Origin of the sequence: Terriglobus albidus (assembly GCF_008000815.1) — a bacterium.
In the GTDB taxonomy this organism is placed as follows: Bacteria; Acidobacteriota; Terriglobia; order Terriglobales; family Acidobacteriaceae; genus Terriglobus; species Terriglobus albidus_A.
In genome coordinates this window covers 953,477-970,651 of sequence record NZ_CP042806.1, presented here as the reverse complement: position 1 = coordinate 970,651, position 17,175 = coordinate 953,477, and the positions used below count along the sequence as shown (strand labels likewise).

Below are 17,175 nucleotides of genomic sequence, written 5' to 3'. Positions count from 1 at the left end.
GGGTCTCATTCGCCGGTCATTCTCCGATCCAAAGCCAGCGGATGGCTTCGATGGCGACATCGCCGTCGGTGCCGTCGGTACCGACGGTCACGGAGGGCGATTCCCCCTGTGCGATGTGGAAGTCGGCGAGAGGAACAAAGGCGAAGGGCGTGTCCTTTACCTTCTCGTTAAGACGGAGCGTGCGTGTCTCCTGGATGGTCGTCACCGTAATAGGCACATTTGTCGCTCGCCTGGTGCTCTTGGGATAAGCAATCGCAAGGCGATAGGTTCCAGGCCGTGACAACTTCGCCTCGAAGCGCACCGATTTCTTGCCTTTGTCGTTATTCAGGTCGTGCCAGGCGACGAGATCCCGTTCATCCAGACCCGCGATTGCGGTCTTATCCCAGAGGCCATGCTCCTGCGCCTGCTCATAGTGCAGCGTGACATCGGGTGTTCCTTCTGCTGTCCCACCGATGGTGCGCCTGGCGATGAGCGAAGAGTTTCCGTCGGAGTCCACCACGATAAGGCTGACCGTATATGGTTTACCGGAGGTGAAGCTCCACTTCGGCGATGCATCGGTGCTCTGCACGCTGCCCGATCCATCGAAGTTCCAGAAGTACTGCGTGAGCGGCGACCGCACCTCCAACGCCTTCACATGAAACTGGACCGGCGTCCCCGGGGTTGCCGGATTCTCTATCTCGATAGCGACACGCGGACGGAACATGGGATCGAGCGGGACTTTCTGCTCGCTGAGCCGTTTACGCAATTGATCCGTTGAGATCTCCTGCACAGCAATGTTCTTGACGATCGCCATGGATGCGGCCAGGCCTGCCGCCTGGCCCAGCTCCATGAAAACCGGCTCCATGCGGATAGTGCAGTACGCGATGTGTGTCGCGGAGAGATCGACTGGAACAAGAAGATTGTCGGGACTGACAGGCGTGATAGAGCGATAAGGAATGCTGTAGGGATCGGTCCATCCGGCGATATTGCCGCCCTCCTGAATGAGACCCTTCTCGGTGAGGATGGTCTGTACCGGGTGCGAGTCGATGACGTAGCTGCCGATGGCAATACCGTCGGGCTTGGTGCGGTCATGCTGCACATCGTTCTGCGTCATCAGGTAGCGGCCGATCATCCGTCTGGCTTCGCGCACATAGAGCTGCGAAGAGACGTTAGCCGTATCCGTAAACTCATCCTTCGGCAGACCCCATTCGCGGGCTGTCTGCTTGAACTCGTCGCTCAGCGAAGGATCGTTCTGCAGCATGTACCAGAAGGTCAGCCAGAGATCGCGAGTGTGTTCATAGACGGCACGACGCGTTGCCGAATCTGCCTCGACGTAGTTGAGGTTTCCATCGACGTCATCGGCCTTGTTGGGATCAGACTTTCCATTCACCGGTCCCCACTCGGGCACATCGGGAAAGAGCTGCTGGAAAGTATGAATATTCTTCTGGTGGATGTGCGCAAGAAAATCCGCAAACGCCTCTGGCGTGTAGTGCTGCGGTTTTGGGAAGGGCAGCCGCAGGTCTGCGCGATTCGTAATCGTGGAACGAATGCTATAGGCCTGCAGACGCTGGTCGCCTTTCCCGATCAGCTCGTGCGGACCCCGATTCATGCCCGCTAACGATTCGTTGTACTCCGCAGCCCCCTCGCGGCCTACACGATACGGCACATGCGCCGCCGCCATCAAATCGCCCTCATATGATGTATCGATGAAGACTTTTCCAACGATCTGCTGCAGGCTCTTATCCGGCGACTGCACCATGATCGACTGCAGATGATTCGGCCCCAGAGACGCAGCGGTTAGCTGCCGATCCTTGAGAACCGTGACCTTCGCCTCCGAGAGCATCTCTTCGAAGACCTGCTCCGCCACATGGGGCTCAAAGAAGAGACCGCCTTTAGTGGCACGTGCCTGTTCGGAATCTTTACCAAAGGCGCGCTCATAATGCGCCAGCACCCTGGCAAAGAATTCCGCAGGCAGGCCGCCGATGGTCTCCCGCCTTCCAATATCGGTCTTGGTCAGGCCCCCGGCGACAATACCTCCGATATGCGCCGACGGTTCGAGAAGAAGAACATGCCTACCTTCGCGGGCGGCTGCCACCGCAGCGGTAATGCCGGCCGGGGTCGCACCATAGACCACTACATCCATCTGCGACGCTTGTGCGAGGCTCACCTGCTGCATGGCGAAGGTTGCAATCGCACAGCCGATCATCCATGTCCGGATACGCTTGAATCTCATCAGTCCTCTGCTTGTTTGAAGTCGTTGTGTTTGGAAATTTCTTTAGGGGATTAGAACTTCACCTTCACGGCAAACTGGAAGGCGCGAGGACGGTTTGCCTGCGTGGTGACTGTACCGAAGTTGGCTGACGTAGGCGTTCCGTTCGGAGCCGACATCTGCGGATGATTGAGGAAGTTGTACGATTCCGCGCGCAACTGCGTTGTGATGGTGTGGTCGTGCCAGCTTGCGGCGATATTCTTCACCAGAACGAAGTCAACGTTCTGCAGCATGTCACTGCGCACATGTGGAATCTGGCGGCCCATGTTCCCGAAGGAATAGGAGCCTGCACTGGAGATGACGCTGGTATCGAACCACTGCTGCGGTGTGGGGTTATCGAGCTGAGCATTGGCCTCCGGTGCAAGCACGGCCGGACGCGCAATGTTGACCGGGAAGCCAGATTGCAACCGGATGATGGTATTGGCATCCCAGCCACCGAGTGCCGTCTCCATCAAGCGGTTCATATCGTGGGCGAATCGTCTTCCGCGGCCAAAGGGAAGCTGACCTAGGAAACTGACGATGGCCTGATGGGTGGCATCCTGGTCAGAGAGAGCGTACTCGCCGGCACGGTTGTAGGAGTCCAGCGGGACACCGAGGTTATCCATGGACTTCGCATAGGTGTATGCAGCGTTCAGACTAAGCGCTTTCGAAAAGCGCTTGGTTACCTGCACCGTGCCGGCGTTGTAGTTGGTCTTACCGGCAGGCTCATAAACCTGCACGACTCCGCCGTCACCGACATACTGTGGATACGGAAGCAGCGACTGGCGCAGAGTGATGGTCTTCTGCCCGGGCGCGGACTGGTTCGCGAGAACTCCATAGAACGGGTTGGGAACCGTGGTCGTAGTGAGCTTCGAACCGAGGCTCAGATACTGGTTCGGCAACTGGTTCAGGTTCTTCGAGGTGGCAATATGCGTTCCCAGATTTCCCCAGTAGTGTGTGTCAAGCACGAATCCGAAAGGAAGCTGCTTTTGGAAGTCGAGGCTGAACATCTGCACGTAGCCCGAGGTGTAGTGATAGAGCGGAATGCTGATGGTGGAGCCCGCGCCGGTATTGGGATCACGGTTGTTGCTGGGTAGCGTGGCTCCCTGCGGGAAGGGATCGGTCAGTGAGTTTGCAGGAATGACGCTGTCGATCGGCATCAGTGTGTCGACCGTGGTACCGATGGCGCCCGCACCGCTGGCCTGCACGGATTTAGGCAGGAAGAAGATGCCATAGCCTCCGCGCAACACGGCCTGATGCGGCAACTGGTAGGCAAAGCCGAAGCGAGGATTGAAGTTGCTCCACTTGGTCTCCTGCTGGTCTTTCGAGGCACCGCTGCCCGCCCAGACGGCAACGCCAGTGAGGTTAGGCAGATGAGCCGGACCAGCAAGAGGGCTGGGAGCCGTGGGATCGAACCAGGCAACGCGGTTGTACTTCTCGCGATTGCCGCGGCTGAGATCCCAGCGCAAACCGAAGTTCAGCGTAAGGCGCGACGTGGCGCGGAAGTCGTCCTGCACGAAGAGAGCGGAGTACAGGCCGCCCGTGGAGATGCCCGCAACCTTGCGGATGTAGCTTCCCGCAGCGCCGGTGGTTGAGCTAACACCGGACGGAATGCCAAGCAGGAAGCTAGCCAGATCATTGCCCTGCGTCTTGCTCGTGGCCGCGGTTGGATTCTGCTGCGTAAAGGTGTGATCGAACTTCAGCGTGCCGGAAGAGTTTGCGTTCTGATACTCGTTGAAGTTGAGAATCCAGTACTCCGCGCCGAACTTCCAGGAGTGGCGTCCGCGCGTGTAGGTGAGCAGACCGGTAGTGACGTAGTTGTTCCTGGGCTGATGCTGCTGGCCGACCGAGCTCTTCTGCGTGAGCGCACGATAGTCCGTCATCGAGATGATAGGGAGCTGCGGGGCAGCGATGGATGCAAAGGTCGAAGAGAAGCCCAGGCTGCCAAGATCCACCGTAGGCAGACCGCCTGCCTGGTTTGCAAGGCCGCGGGTAAACGACGTCTGAATATTGGCGAAGAGATTCTGCGTGATGACACGCGAGAGGCCGATGACAATCTGTGCATAGTGATCGTCGGTCACCGTGCCCGCGATGGCAGGCGGCATGGCGCCGGGCACGATACGCGCATCGGTCTGCCGCGAAAAGCGGCCGAAGATCGTGGTCTTCTCCCCGGGATGCAGGTCGGTACGGAGGTCGTACTTGTTTGTGTTGGTGACCGAGTTGTCGGTGTAGATGTAGTTATTGACGTTGGTGACGGCATTGCCCGCCTGGTTGGGCAGCGGATAGGACTTGAGGATGTTCAACGCCACGGGATTGATGCGGTTTGCGGGAACGATGTTCCCCTTGAAGGCCGCGCGTCGCCCGGTGGTGGCGTTGTATGTCGCCGGGTCATAGATGACCACCTGCGCCGGTGCGCTAGTTGCCGAAGCCTGGTAGTAAGTCGAAGAAAAATCGCCGGCACGCTGCGCCTGCGTGGGCACGCTGGACAAGGTGCTGACCGGAAGCTGCTGCCGCAGCGCCTCGAAGTCACCGAACATGAACCAGCGATCGCGAAGGATGGGGAAACCAACCACACCGCCGGTCTGGCGGCGGTGATAGTTGGGCACGTTGCCGGTCGCGAAGTAGTTGCTCGCGTCCATCGAGCTGTCGCGCTCGAAGTCATAGACGCTGCCGTGAATGTCGTTGGTGCCTGACTTGGTCAGCACATTCACGATGCCGCCGGAGGTGCGCCCGAACTGCGCGTCATAGCTGGTGGCCTGCACCTTGAACTCCTGCACGGCATCAACCGGCGGACTGATAACGGCACGGCTGACATCGCCGGTGGTGTTGGGCGCCCCGTCGAGCATGATGGCCTGCGATCCGCTGCGTCCTCCACCGACATTGAAGTCGGAGCGGAAGTAGTTGCGGCCGACGTTGCCGCCTCCGCCGTCACTGAAGTTGGCTCCGAGGACCGTGCCGGGTGTCAGCGCGATAAGGCCGAGCGAGTCGCGCAGGTTGAGCGGAAGCTCCTCGATCTCGCGCTGGGTGACCACCTGGCCAAGCGATGCATTGGCGGTCTCAACACCGGCCTGCGTGCTGGTGACAGTGACGATCTCCTTCACCTCACCCACCTCGAGCGTGATGTCGAGCTGCAACACCTGGTCGACCAGAAGGGTGACGCCCTCCTGCTGGAAGGCACGGAAGCCGGGCATGGTGCACGAGATTCGGTAGGTGGATGGCTGAAGCGACGGGAACCGGTAGACACCCTGCTCGTCGGACTTCGCACTGAGCGAGGTTCCACGGGCTGTATCCGTTGCTACCAGCATGGCATTGGGGACGATGGCTCCGGCGGTGTCCTTCACCAGGCCAGTGACCTGGGAGGTGTAGCTCTGCGCTTGACCCACCTTCGGCATGAGCAAGACTGCCAGCATGGCGAGCATGAGGAAGAGAGAACGACCGGCTGCGGACAAAGACCAGGAGATTGGCGTTTCGAGTTTTTTTGAAATCTGTGTGTGGACGAACAAGTTGCAGGCCCTCCGTTGAGACGTCGGCAAGGTTCGATCCCGAGGCTGCAAATTGTCGAGTTGCGAGGGGTTATGTTACGATGTAACGTCTTTTTTTCAACAACCTACAAGGATCTGTAAGGTTTCGCGGAAGGGCGCGCGGCATGACGACATCGTCTCTTCTTTCGGGTGCGGATGGTGCTGTGGAGCTGCGCGGTCCCTTGGCCAGCCGCCTGCTGGAGAAGTCACCGGCGATGAAGCGCCTGCTGGTCTACCTGTGGGAGCACCGCGCGGAAGAGCTGAACGAATATGCCATTGCCACCGAAGCGCTGGACCGCAGGTCGGACTTCGATCCACGGACGGATGCTGCTGTCCGCGTGCAAGTGGCGCGTCTCCGCCAGAAGCTGAAGGAGTTCTACGACGACGAAGGCACGCTGGATCCATGGCGGCTTTCGATTCCGTTGGGCTCCTACCAGCTCCAGGCTGAACCGGTCACCAAAGACGGTGCGCCCCCTGATCTCGCGATCCAGGACAACCCGCCGGCCGCTGCTGCGATTCCGACGATAGCTCCGCAACCCGTGGTGGCGAAACCGCCGGCCTCCCGATATCTCTGGTTCAGTGCCGCAGGTCTGGCCATTCTTGCGATGGGGTGGCTGCTGGGGTCGCGCTGGGAGCGCCAAGTTCAGATGTCGACGGCCTCGTCGTCTGCCGTCGTGGTTTCTCCCTTCTGGGCAAATCTATTGAAGGGCGGCCGGCCGACGCAGATCGTCTTTCCGAATCCGGTCTTCTTTACCTGGGTCGACAAGAACGGCGACACGCTGCTGGTGCGTGACCCGGCGGTGAACTCGTATCACGATCTCGAACGGTCACCATCGTTATCCGGACTCGAAGCACAGCGCGGGAAGCCGATCCTGGCGCAGGACTACACGGTGGCGTCAGACACACGCGCCGTCTTTCGTCTTGCGCAATATCTCCAGCCGTTGGGGACAAAAATCAGCCCGTCGAGCAGCACTGAGCTGTCGCCCGAGTCAGCCGACAGCGCGAACCTGATCCTGCTGGGCACGGTGGGAACGCTGGCTCCGTATCAGGCGTATCTGGACAAGCTCCACTTCCGGATTCCGGAGCATAAGCAGTACATCGAAGATGCAACGCCCAGCCTGAAGGCTCCGGTGCACTTTGAGACAGTGCGTGAGTCACCAACGCGGATCGTAGCTCCGGGAATCGTCGCCCTGCTTCCAGGGCACTCATCCGATAGCTTTGTTCTGGTGCTCGCCGGCTACCATACGAACGCGCTGATCTCGTACCTGACTTCGGTGAACGGGCTTGCCGATCTGCAGAAGGCTCGGACCTCGCACGGCAATCCGGAGTTCTTCGACGCGGTCGTACTCTCCGAGGTGAATGGAACTACGCCCCTGCGTAGCTGGGTCGCAGCTTTCAAACCGCTGGCAAAAGAAACCCGATAACGCAGGTGCTTTTGGCCTTGGATGACTGGGCGATGTACTGCCTATGCACCTCATAGATATGAACCTTGTTTCTGGTGGGCCCGGAGTTGGATGCACTGGAGTTTGAAGCTTCAGATCGTTCTGCCTGCGCCTTTCCCTGCAACGCCCCGCGACGACCGGGGCTATTCACGATAGCTGTCTCGAATTCTTTCCGTGCTCCACCGGGATTGTTTTGCAGGAGCAGAAGCTCTCCAAGTTGCTCGCGTGCCGGTACGATCGGTCCCGGCGTCAGCGGCAGCTTTTCAATTGCGTCTTCGTCATCGGCTGCGCTGCGCAGGATCACGGCGGCCTTCTCGGGTTGATGGTCTGCTTGGGCAGACCATGCTGCCACCTCTCGTTGCATGATGCCGACCTGAGTCGCCCTGGCGGACTACGCTTGCGAATGCCTCGTCGGCCGGCCCATAGGAGAACGAATGGAGAAGCGCAACCCCGCGATCAAACTCCTGCTGTACTGCAGGCTGACACGAAGTGGGAAAAGATACCGTACCCAGCTTTTCAGGCATTGGGTGGCTGTGTACCTCTTGAGCCACAAGTGGGGAGCAAATCAACACCAGCGAAAGGACAGCTCTGTTCATCGCAGCCTCCGTGGGTTTGCAACAACCGATTGCGGCGATTGTACGCTGGAGGGGGCAGCTTTTTGCTGGCTGTATCAGAGCAAATTCCAAACCGCTCCGCTTTGATCACGGACCAAGCCATTTGGCCATGTCCATCAGTCCCCGGAAAACGCGCATAGCGTCAATCGTCGATCTGGATTGATGCTAAATCGCCGAATCGCTCGCCGACCGTAGTAGCTTCCGCAGCGCTCCAAGATGGGAGACTGTAGCTCAGCCTTAAATTAGTCGCCTTGCAGATGCGCACCTCTGGCTCTGAAATAGAAGTGGCTTGGTGGGCCCGGCAGGATTCGAACCTGCAGCCAAGGGATTATGAGTCCCCTGCTCTAACCGTTGAGCTACAGGCCCAGATAGAAGGTGGTGGAAACACCGCTCCTGGCAGTTTACTGCAAGTTTGCACGGCCGATTCGAAGCCCCGCTTCCTGGCAGTCTACGAGCCCATAGGAACAGGCACGGCAACCTTCACCGAACGTGTGCCATACAGATAAAGCCCTAACCAGGCCAGCGGAGTCCATAGATAATACGGTGACGTCATTCCGGCGCCGACCAGGACCTCCAGCAGCCCCACCACCAGCACGCAGGCGAAGGGCGTCAGCGACTTCGCTTGATAGAGCGCAGCCATGAATGCAGGCAGCACGACGCACTCATCGGTGACCCAGGCATAAGGCGCGACCAGTACGGAGACGAGTAGAACCAGGTTCCACTCGGGACGTTTGAAGTAAACCCAGACACAGGCAATGGCAGCAGGCACAAGCTGGAGCCAGGACCACGAGCGATGAACCAGGCGCAGCACCAGGCTCAGGGTGGGAATGAACTCATTCTGAAGGTCTGCGCTCCTCACCATCTGCAGGTATTGCTGCCAGCCGTGCGGATCGATGGCGAGGGAGAACAAAACCGTGGCTCCAATCGCCGCCGCCGCCCCCAGCAGAGCACGGCGGTGAAACAGCAGCAGGACAACAAAGGGCAGGAAGAGATGCGGCTTAATGCCGCAAACAACCAAAGCCATCCCCGCGAGGAAGGGCCTGGATTCTTTCCAGCGCAGGAACAGAACCACGCCGAGCAGCAGGAAGATGCCCATCTGTCCCGCCGTCAGACAGGCTAAGGCAGGCGGGAATAGGTAACCGATCAGATGCAGACGGTCAGGCGGCCTTCCATGCATTTCCCAGATGATGCGGACAGAGGTCATCAGTGAAAGCACCAGACCCAGCGACCAGAGGATGGCGGACACCTTGTGGCTGAACAATGCCGCCAGCACAGCCAGCGGAAACGCCGTCGGAGGATTGCGCATGTAGAACGGACGGTTGTCGATGAACCCGGCCTGCTTCTCGACTGCCAGGATTCCCGGGCCGTAGGGATTCTGCTTGTGGAGCAATTGCTTGCCCGCGGCCCAGTAAGAGATGAAGTCTTTGTTGGCCGCATTGCCTGAGGACATGGCGAAGGACAGGAATGCAACGCCAATCGCCAGTATTAAAGCAGCGATGCTCAGCCGTAGAAGCTTCTTCATCGTGATCGAACTCCCGAGGGAGGGACCCACGGTAACACAACTCGGAGCGAATCTTCCAGCGTTTCCTGAACTCCCGCGGAGTCATGCTACGGCGTCGCGTTTAACTACTATCGGCGACCTTCTTTGCTGACTGTGCATCAGACCTTGCTACCGAACGAGGTTGCTCATGGCCACAACAAAAAAACAGGTAAAGATGAGCGCCAGCGGCTCTCATGCAAACGGCTCTCACGCTAAGGGCACATCCCGCCGTTGGTCGGCGAAGGTGAACACCGAATCCACCTATCCGGAAGAGGGCCTCTTCAGGCAGGACGCCGCCACTATCGCCCGGCGATTGGCCTCGAAGAAGGTCTCGCCCAAGGGCCCGGCCTCCGGCATGCGCATGCTGGTCTTCTTCGAAAACCGTGCCGGCAAATCCCTCTCACCCACACGCCGCAAGGTGCTGGAGCACGCCAAGGAGTTGCTACACGAAAAGGTCGTCGCCGCCCGCAAGAAGCGCGCAGCCTGAATCTTACAGTCAGCCACTTTCGCGAACCGTTCCCCACCTTGCCCATTCTCACGTTGTGAGGATGGGCAAGGTGGCCACCAACACTGGGTGGGAGCAGCGGGCTTCAGCCCGCTGATAAAGGCGCAAAAGTAAATGGGCTTTAGCCCTGGGGTTTTCCCTAACGGACAAAGAAAGCCCAGGGCTAAAGCCCGTTTCTTATAGAGCCAACAAACGCGGGCTGAAGCCCGCGTCTCCCACCCGGTTCGAGCTTTGCTCGAATCGTTCACCAAAGCGAACCAAGTTTGCTGGAGACTCAAATATCCCACCCATTGCGAGTCACTCCAACGAACAAAGTTCTTCGGGGCCCCGATACGCAATCGATGGGGCACCCAGTGCATGGGTGCCCAAACTTCGATCACGCCCTAGAAGACAAATGCTCCCTGGAAAGTGATATTCCTGGGCTTGGCTACCTCATACGCGTCGAAGGTTCCAATCTGGCTGGTGAACTGGTTGCCGCTCGCAGAGCTGATGTTCCCACTCGGGTTAAGGAACTGGGCGTGATTGAACAGGTTAGAGATCTGCGTGACGAAGTTGAACTTCACACGCTCAGTGATAGCAGTGCTCTTGATCAGGGAAACATGCGTCTGATAAAGGCTCTGGCCCACCAAACTGTTCGGTAGCGCATTGCCGAACCGTCCCTGTTGCGGAACCGCAAAAGCAGCCGTGTTGAACCAGTTTGTCTTCGATTTCCCTCCCGGGACATTGTTCGGATCGCCCACCAGGTCCGGAAGACCACCCAGGGTATTCGTGTTTGAAGGATCGGAGCCGGAGAACGACGGCGAAAAATAAGTGCCCGAGGCCAGGTACGTCATCATGTTCGTCGACCAGCCGCCCACGACATGATCCGTCAGGCCGCTGGCGCCGTTCAGATACCTGCGGTGGTGGCCGAAGGGAAGCGCATAGGTCAGGGTGCTCGAGCTGTAGTGCCGCCGCGTCAGGCCATCGTTCGCATAACGAGACAGCAGATTGTATGGATTCTCGGTGTTCAGATAGTTCGCCTGGCTGCTCGACAGGGAATAGTTGGCAGAAAAGGTAAAGGAGCCGACACGGCGGCGCACGTCGAACTGTAGACCGTTGTAGTTGGCGCCTCCGTCGTAGCGGATCAGCGTCGTCGACACGAACTGAGGATATGGATTGCGCGATGACGCGAAGGCTGTTGTGCTTGGCGCAGGCTTGTTAATGTTCACCGAGTAATTCAGCCCCGTGCTTCTGGAACCCACATACGAGACCCGGAAACCGGTGTTCTTCAACTCGATCTCGTAGGTCGCGCTGAATTGATGAATGTGACCGTGTTCGGTTTGGAGCGGATAGCCAAGAATGCTTTGGCTGGGAGCCACCGCCGTGCCCGTGCTCGATGGATAAGGGTTCGGGAAGGAGAAGGTGCTTCCGTTCGAAGCGTTGTTGTAGATCTCGCTGATCGAGAACGGGCCTGTCGATCCAAGCTGAGGATTGATGGGAAGAAAGTTGTTGAAATTACCCGATGAACCCAGTCGCGAGATGTACAGTCCGTAACCTCCACGAATGACTGAGCGGCTGGTGACCTGGTAGGCCGCGCCTACTCGTGGAGCCACGTTGCTCTTGTCGACCTCCGCGCGCACGTTGCCTGTTTGAACCGTGATCGTCTTGGGATAGAACGGGCTCACCTTCGAGAGCCCGGCGGGATCGACGATGACGTTGCCGGTCGCCGGATCGAAGTTGTACATCAGATGGTCGGCTGCGGTCGGTGTGCCATAGATGTCCCAGCGTAGGCCATAGTCGATATTCAGCTTTGGTGAGAGCTTGAACGAATCTTGAATGAAAAATCCATACTCGCTGAGCGTTTGTTCGCGAGCAGGCAACGGATTAGTCCGCTGACTCTGCCGCGGAAGCCCAAGTAGAAAGTCAGCATAAGCCGACTGAGTCGTAGCGGTACCAGATTTCGTGATGGAACCGTCGAAGCTGAACGTACCGTAGTCGTTCACAAAGCCATAGAAGTTGCTGAAGCGAACCACCGACTCTCCGAACTTCAGCACATGACGTCCCTTCTGCCAGGTAAATGTGTCCACGAACGTGGTCATGTGGTTGTTCGCTTTCGTGCCTCCGGCAACATTCGTTAGAGCCGTAAGTCCAGTGATCGTGATGCTGGGGAATCCCTGGCCTTTGCTGTTGCCGGGATTCGATCCCTGCAGACCGGTAGTTGCCAGTACCTGCGCGCCATCGGGAGGCGTTTGGCCGGCGTTGCTCTGCCCGTCCACCATGTAGTCAGTGGAGTAGCCGAAGCGGAACTCATTGATCATCTGCGGTGTGAACAGATGCGTGTCGCCGGCAGCCCACTGCTGATGACGCCGGTTACGCGTCCATACAAGGATGGGAAGACCATTGTTGAGCACATAGGGCGTCTGCCGCATCAGCCAGCGGAAAAACAACGAGTTGTTCTTCGTCAACTGATGGTCAATGCGGGCCAGAGGCCAGTCGCCGCGATAGAGATCGCTGTTGAAGGGAAACTGGAAAGCATAGTTGTTAACTGCGCTGGTCGCCGATCCAATGTTCGGAGCTGGAAGGTAGTTGTCCTGGAATGCCCTCGCCACCGAGCTGATGCGCGAGCCCGGGATGGTGTTGTTCGGAAACGGCAGACCGGTCTGCGGATCGATGATGGTGGAGGAAAACACACCCGAACGCCAGGCTCCGGTGGGTACGCTCGCGCGCGTCTGGTAACCCAGAGGAATCTTCTGCGCAAACCACTGGCCGTAGAAAAAGGTGCGATCGCGCCAGATGTAGCCCCCACCCTCAAGATTCCATTCGTGCTGCAGATACGGAATCTTCTTGGTATCGAAGTAGCCGCGTGCATTGAAAACCGAGTCGTAGATGCGATAGCTGGCGCTGCCGTGGAACGCGTTGGTGCCGCGCTTAGTCACCAGATTGATCTGCACAGGAACGGCGCTCTCAGCCGGAGCATTGAACAGCGAGGCCGACACCTGCTCAAAGAAGTTCGCGTTGTTGCTCTGGTTACCCTGAAGGTCGTTGGCGATGCCGTCGAAGGTCTGCGACTGCTGCTGTTGTGTCTGACCGTTCGCAATCGGAGATCCCTTACCACCCTGTACGCCGGAAAGCGTCGTCAGCATGGAGTAGGTCGACGGATAGATAGTGACCTGCGGCGATTCGTCATGCTGCTTTGCGGTAAACAAGCCGGCGAGCGTTGACGATTCCGTCGAGATGACAGCAGCTCCCGCTGTGACGGTGACCTCGTCCGTCGTCGCACCAAGAGCGAGCGATGGATTGACGCGGCGCACCTGTCCGCTGTCGAGGATGATGTTCCGCGCCACAAATTGCTTGAAGCCGGACAAGCTGCAACGAAGCTCGTAGGTTCCGGGCTTCAGCTCGTTGAGCTCGAAGTCTCCATTATCGGTCGAGGTCGTCGCGCGCACTCTTTGACCGGTCACTGGTTCGTAGAGCTCAAGCTGCGCGTTCGCCACGACACTGCCGGTCGCATCCATCACCGTGCCACGCAGGGTTGCGTTCACCGTCTGGGACCATCCCGACGCGGTGAATCCAAAAAGCAGAGGAGCGAGAAGAAGGAGACGGAGAACGAACCATTTGCCCGAAGGCCGGGAAGTATCGCAAAGACGGGGGAAAGCGTTGCGACAAAACATGGACATGACCTCTCTCAAGAAAAAGTCGTTCCGACGTGTTGGGAAAGTATTGATTACGTTTTGCTTCTTAAGCAACTGTTTTAATTATTTTTTCTTCCTTTCATGATCCTTTCGAAAGAATTTCAATAGGAAAGGCTCTAAAAGAGAGCCCTGCCTTCCCGGCGGATACCCATTCACGAGAAACGAAAGACCTGAATCCCGCCTCTGCTAGGCTCGTCTGCATGGGTGCGTGGCTGCTGCACAAACTGGCCTGGACGCTGGGCATCGGCGCCGTCGTCGCCATGATGCTGTACATGGGCGATTGGGCCGTGTGGCGTATCCGCGTTGCGCGAGGCGGCGGCATGGGACAAGTGCAGCGCACCGAAGTCCAGGTCGCTTCCTTGAAGGGCAACAAACTGGAGTACTACTATGGCGGCCAATGGATGGCCGCCTGCAGCAAGTCCATCTTTCCGCAGGCAGGCGAAGGTGCCTGCTGGTGGATCGAACGCCACCGCGAGGTCATCCAACGCTACTAGTGTGACGGCGGGCACTGATTCGCATCCGCCACCCGGGCCACGATCAACATCGAGGTGAACCGCATGAACCTGTCCGTTCGCAGCATTGCCCGGGAGTCCATCGGCTGGTCGATCGCCCTGAGCGTCCTGATGATCCTTGTAGGCCTCTTCGCCCTTATCGCTCCACTCGCAGCAGGCGTTGCCGTTACTACCGTTATTGGCTGGCTGTTGCTGCTCAGCGGAGCCACGCACGTCTGGTTCGCCTGGCACGTGCGCAGCGCGGGGGCCGTCGTATGGGAAGCACTCGTGGCCTTGGCTTACTTCTTCGGCGGCATCTACCTGCTGTTGCATCCGCTCGCCGGACTCGTCAGCCTGACACTGATCCTCTCCGCCTATCTGCTGGTAAAGGGCATCGTGGAACTTGTCGGAGGCTTCGGCCTGCGAGGCATGCCGGGCGGTGGCTGGATGTTGCTCGACGGCGTCTTCTCCATCGTGGTGGCACTCATGATCTGGGCGCACCTGCCCAGCTCCGCCGCCTGGGTTCCGGGAACGCTGGTCGGCATCGCCATCCTCTTCAGCGGCTTCTCCCGCCTGCTGCTCTCACTCGCCGCAAGGCGAGTCGTAACGGCTCTGCCATAACCGCAATGCGCCTGTTCATTGGCCTGCCCATCGCGGATGAGACCAAGGCAGCGCTGCGCTCGGTCGTTGACAGGCTTCGCTCCACCATCAATCCGCGAATCGGAAAGATCCGCTGGACCGATCCCGAAGGCTGGCACATCACCCTGCAGTTCCTCGGCAACTGTAATGAGCAACAATACGACTGTCTGGTCCGTGCACTACGTTTCGTGCCGATGCGTCCGTTTCAGGTGGAGGTTGACGGCCTGGACACCTTCGAACATGCCGGAGTCTTGTTTGCAGGAGTGCGATTGGATGAGAATCTCGCAGCCCTTCAACATCAGATCGCAAGGGAGACAACTACCTGCGGCTTTGCCTCTGACGAACGGCCATACCATCCGCACATCACACTGGCGCGAACACCGAGAGGAACGAGAATCCCACCCCAGCAGCTCATGAGGTCAAACTCCTCCGCATATCTCGCAGAAAACTTCTGCCTCTATGAAAGTGTGTCAGGAGTGAATGGCCCACAATATCCGATAAGGGATCGTTTTCCAAATGGGTAGAAGAGAGGGTTCGAGCTAACGCTCGAATTTCCCACATACGCTACGCGTATGTGGGGCACCCAGACCTTCCTACCTCAGAATTGGGACATTCATAGGAACGAAACTACTCCACTGTCACACTCTTCGCCAGATTCCTCGGCTGATCCACATCGCACCCTCTCCTGACAGCAATGTGATACGCCAGCAACTGCAGCGGCACTGTCTCCAGAATCGGCAGCAACAGCTCCGGAGCCGCTGGAACATGCAGTGTGTGTTCCACCAGCTTGCTGATCTCGTGGTCGCCTTCCGTCGCAATTGCGATCACCCGGCCTGAGCGGGCCGTGACCTCCTGGATATTCGAGAGCGTCTTCTCGTACTTCAGCACCGACTGCGGGTCCGTCGGGTCCTGCGTCGCGATCACCACTACCGGCAGGCTCTCATCGATCAGGGCATTTGGCCCGTGCTTCATCTCGCCCGCTGGATAACCCTCGGCATGGATATAAGAGATTTCCTTCAGCTTCAGCGCGCCTTCCAGCGCAATAGGGTAGTGAATGCCGCGGCCCAGGAAGAGGAAGTCGCGCGCATTGGAGAACGACTTCGCCAGGTTCGCGCAGGCATCATCCACCGAGCGCAGCACCTCCTCCACCTTGCCCGGGATCTTCGAGAGCTCCGTCACCAGGTGCAGGCTATGCTCCGCCGCTGCTGTGCCGCGCTGCTGCGCCAGGTAGAGCGCCAGCGTGAATAGCGCAGTAAGCTGTGCGGTAAAGGCCTTCGTCGAGGCCACACCGATCTCCGGTCCTGCATTCGTCGTGATCGTCCCATGCGCCTCGCGCGTAATGGCAGCGCCGACCACATTGCAGATAGCGAGCGTAGGAATACCAAGCGACGTCATCTCGCGCTGGGCCGCAATCGTGTCAGCCGTCTCGCCGGACTGCGTGATCAGCAGCCCAATCTCGTTCGGACTGGCGATCGGCGAACGGTAGCGATACTCGCTGGCGTAATCCACCTCGACCGGCAGACGGGCCAGCCGCTCGATCATGAACTTGCCCGCAAGCGCCGCATGCCACGAGGTTCCGCAAGCGGCAATCGTAAGCTGCGTGGCCCGGCGGAACTCTTCCGGCCCCAGCTTCAGATCGGGCAGGAAGACCTGTCCGCTGTCGAGCGAGACACGCCCCAGCGTAGTGTCACGGATAGCGCGCGGCTGCTCATTGATCTCCTTCAGCATGAAGTGCTTGTAGCCGCCCTTCTCTGCCTGGATGGGATCCCATAGGATGCGCTGCGGAGTGCGATGCACCACACTCCCATCAAAGTCAGTGAACCTCGCCCCCGCCGGTGTCAGCACCGCCAGGTCGCCGTCGGCCAGGTAAACAATGTCACGCGTGTGATGCAGAATGCCCGGCACGTCCGAGGCGAGGAAGTATTCGCCATCGCCAATGCCAATCACCGCCGGAGGTCCGCTGCGCGCCGCAATCAGTGTGTCCGGAGCATTGGCCGAGAGCACGCCGATCGCGAAAGCTCCGGTCAGGCGCTTGACCGCCCGCCGCACAGCAACCTCAAGAGCCTCAGCTCCTTTATCCGGCCCGGCCTTCAGCTCCTCTTCAATCAAGTGAGCGATGATCTCGGTATCGGTCTCGGTGACAAAGCGGTGCCCTTTGGCCACGAGCTCCTGCTTAAGCTGCAGGTAGTTCTCGACGATGCCGTTGTGCACCACCACCAGAGTTCCGCTGCAGTCGCGGTGAGGATGCGCATTCTCTTCGGTGGGACGCCCATGGGTCGCCCAGCGCGTGTGGCCGATGCCGTAGTTGCCATGCAGCGGCTGGTCGGCGATGACCGTCTCCAGGTTGCGCAGCTTGCCCGGAGCCCGGCGAAGCTCCAGCCCGGAGGCGGAACCGGCAACCGCAATTCCGGCTGAGTCATAGCCGCGGTACTCCAGGCGGCGAAGACCTTCAATGATGACGGGAACAACAGGCTTGGGTCCGATGTATCCAACGATGCCACACATGTCCACCAGTGTAAGATGGG

Annotated in this window: 11 protein-coding genes and 1 tRNA gene; 5 read left to right on the top strand and 7 right to left on the bottom strand. The window is 58.9% G+C overall.

Translation table 11 applies throughout. The annotated features are described in order from the left end of the window. Positions 1–16 precede the first annotated feature (16 nt). Entirely contained in the window at positions 17–2,212 is a 2,196-nt protein-coding gene (locus FTW19_RS03990; RefSeq protein WP_147646438.1) for an FAD-dependent oxidoreductase, read from the bottom strand. A 50-nt stretch (positions 2,213–2,262) separates the two neighbouring features. Then, a complete protein-coding gene (locus tag FTW19_RS03985; protein ID WP_187143250.1) occupies positions 2,263–5,619 on the bottom strand; it encodes a TonB-dependent receptor in 3,357 nt (1,118 codons plus the stop codon). Between the two features lie 254 nt (positions 5,620–5,873). On the opposite strand from FTW19_RS03985, the gene FTW19_RS03980 reads away from it, so the two are divergent. Then, positions 5,874–7,172: a helix-turn-helix domain-containing protein gene (locus tag FTW19_RS03980; protein ID WP_147646436.1), complete on the top strand. Its 1,299-nt coding sequence runs from the start codon at positions 5,874–5,876 to the stop codon at positions 7,170–7,172. Here FTW19_RS03980 and FTW19_RS03975 read toward each other — a convergent pair. The 3 genes from FTW19_RS03975 to FTW19_RS03965 form a co-directional block, all read right to left on the bottom strand. Beyond that, positions 7,144–7,542 (bottom strand): hypothetical protein, encoded by a 399-nt coding sequence (locus tag FTW19_RS03975; RefSeq protein ID WP_147646435.1) that lies wholly within the window; start codon positions 7,540–7,542, stop codon positions 7,144–7,146. The genes FTW19_RS03980 and FTW19_RS03975 overlap by 29 nt on opposite strands. 552 nt (positions 7,543–8,094) lie before the next feature. Further along, positions 8,095–8,170, bottom strand: a tRNA-Ile gene (locus FTW19_RS03970). A gap of 82 nt (positions 8,171–8,252) precedes the next feature. Continuing rightward, positions 8,253–9,326: a glycosyltransferase 87 family protein gene (locus FTW19_RS03965; RefSeq protein ID WP_147646434.1), complete on the bottom strand. Its 1,074-nt coding sequence runs from the start codon at positions 9,324–9,326 to the stop codon at positions 8,253–8,255. Between the two features lie 166 nt (positions 9,327–9,492). Here FTW19_RS03965 and FTW19_RS03960 point away from each other — a divergent pair, with 166 nt between their 5' ends. Beyond that, positions 9,493–9,831, top strand: a complete 339-nt coding sequence (locus FTW19_RS03960; protein WP_147646433.1) for a DUF3175 domain-containing protein — start codon at positions 9,493–9,495, stop codon at positions 9,829–9,831. Between the two features lie 401 nt (positions 9,832–10,232). On the opposite strand, the gene FTW19_RS03955 is transcribed toward FTW19_RS03960, so the two are convergent. Further along, complete coding sequence (locus tag FTW19_RS03955; RefSeq protein WP_187143248.1) at positions 10,233–13,370, bottom strand: TonB-dependent receptor; 3,138 nt, start codon at positions 13,368–13,370, stop codon at positions 10,233–10,235. A gap of 350 nt (positions 13,371–13,720) precedes the next feature. Here FTW19_RS03955 and FTW19_RS03950 point away from each other — a divergent pair, with 350 nt between their 5' ends. The 3 genes from FTW19_RS03950 (at position 13,721) to thpR (ending at position 15,174) form a co-directional block, all read left to right on the top strand. Then, positions 13,721–14,014 carry a hypothetical protein gene (locus FTW19_RS03950; RefSeq protein ID WP_147646431.1) on the top strand — a complete coding sequence of 98 codons (294 nt, stop codon included), beginning with the start codon at positions 13,721–13,723 and terminating at the stop codon, positions 14,012–14,014. Positions 14,015–14,077: 63 nt separating this feature from the next. After that, a complete protein-coding gene (locus tag FTW19_RS03945) occupies positions 14,078–14,632 on the top strand; it encodes an HdeD family acid-resistance protein (RefSeq protein WP_246153557.1) in 555 nt (184 codons plus the stop codon). Between the two features lie 5 nt (positions 14,633–14,637). Then, positions 14,638–15,174 (top strand): RNA 2',3'-cyclic phosphodiesterase, encoded by a 537-nt coding sequence (thpR, locus tag FTW19_RS03940; protein WP_147646430.1) that lies wholly within the window; start codon positions 14,638–14,640, stop codon positions 15,172–15,174. A gap of 103 nt (positions 15,175–15,277) precedes the next feature. Here the strand turns inward: thpR and glmS are convergent, their stop codons facing one another. Further along, on the bottom strand, positions 15,278–17,155 hold the full coding sequence (glmS, locus tag FTW19_RS03935; RefSeq protein WP_147646429.1) for a glutamine--fructose-6-phosphate transaminase (isomerizing): 1,878 nt from the start codon (positions 17,153–17,155) through the stop codon (positions 15,278–15,280). Between the last annotated feature and the right edge of the window lie 20 nt (positions 17,156–17,175).

Bases quoted from the DNA above. Each gene is read 5' to 3' on its own strand.
- FTW19_RS03990 (WP_147646438.1), bottom strand. From the start codon at position 2,212: ATGAGATTCAAGCGTATCCGGACATGGATGATCGGCTGTGCGATTGCA.
- FTW19_RS03985 (WP_187143250.1), bottom strand. From the start codon at position 5,619: ATGCCGAAGGTGGGTCAAGCGCAGAGCTACACCTCCCAGGTCACTGGC.
- FTW19_RS03980 (WP_147646436.1), top strand. From the start codon at position 5,874: ATGACGACATCGTCTCTTCTTTCGGGTGCGGATGGTGCTGTGGAGCTG.
- FTW19_RS03965 (WP_147646434.1), bottom strand. From the start codon at position 9,326: ATGAAGAAGCTTCTACGGCTGAGCATCGCTGCTTTAATACTGGCGATT.
- FTW19_RS03960 (WP_147646433.1), top strand. From the start codon at position 9,493: ATGGCCACAACAAAAAAACAGGTAAAGATGAGCGCCAGCGGCTCTCAT.
- FTW19_RS03950 (WP_147646431.1), top strand. From the start codon at position 13,721: ATGGGTGCGTGGCTGCTGCACAAACTGGCCTGGACGCTGGGCATCGGC.
- FTW19_RS03945 (WP_246153557.1), top strand. From the start codon at position 14,078: ATGAACCTGTCCGTTCGCAGCATTGCCCGGGAGTCCATCGGCTGGTCG.
- thpR (WP_147646430.1), top strand. From the start codon at position 14,638: ATGCGCCTGTTCATTGGCCTGCCCATCGCGGATGAGACCAAGGCAGCG.
- glmS (WP_147646429.1), bottom strand. From the start codon at position 17,155: ATGTGTGGCATCGTTGGATACATCGGACCCAAGCCTGTTGTTCCCGTC.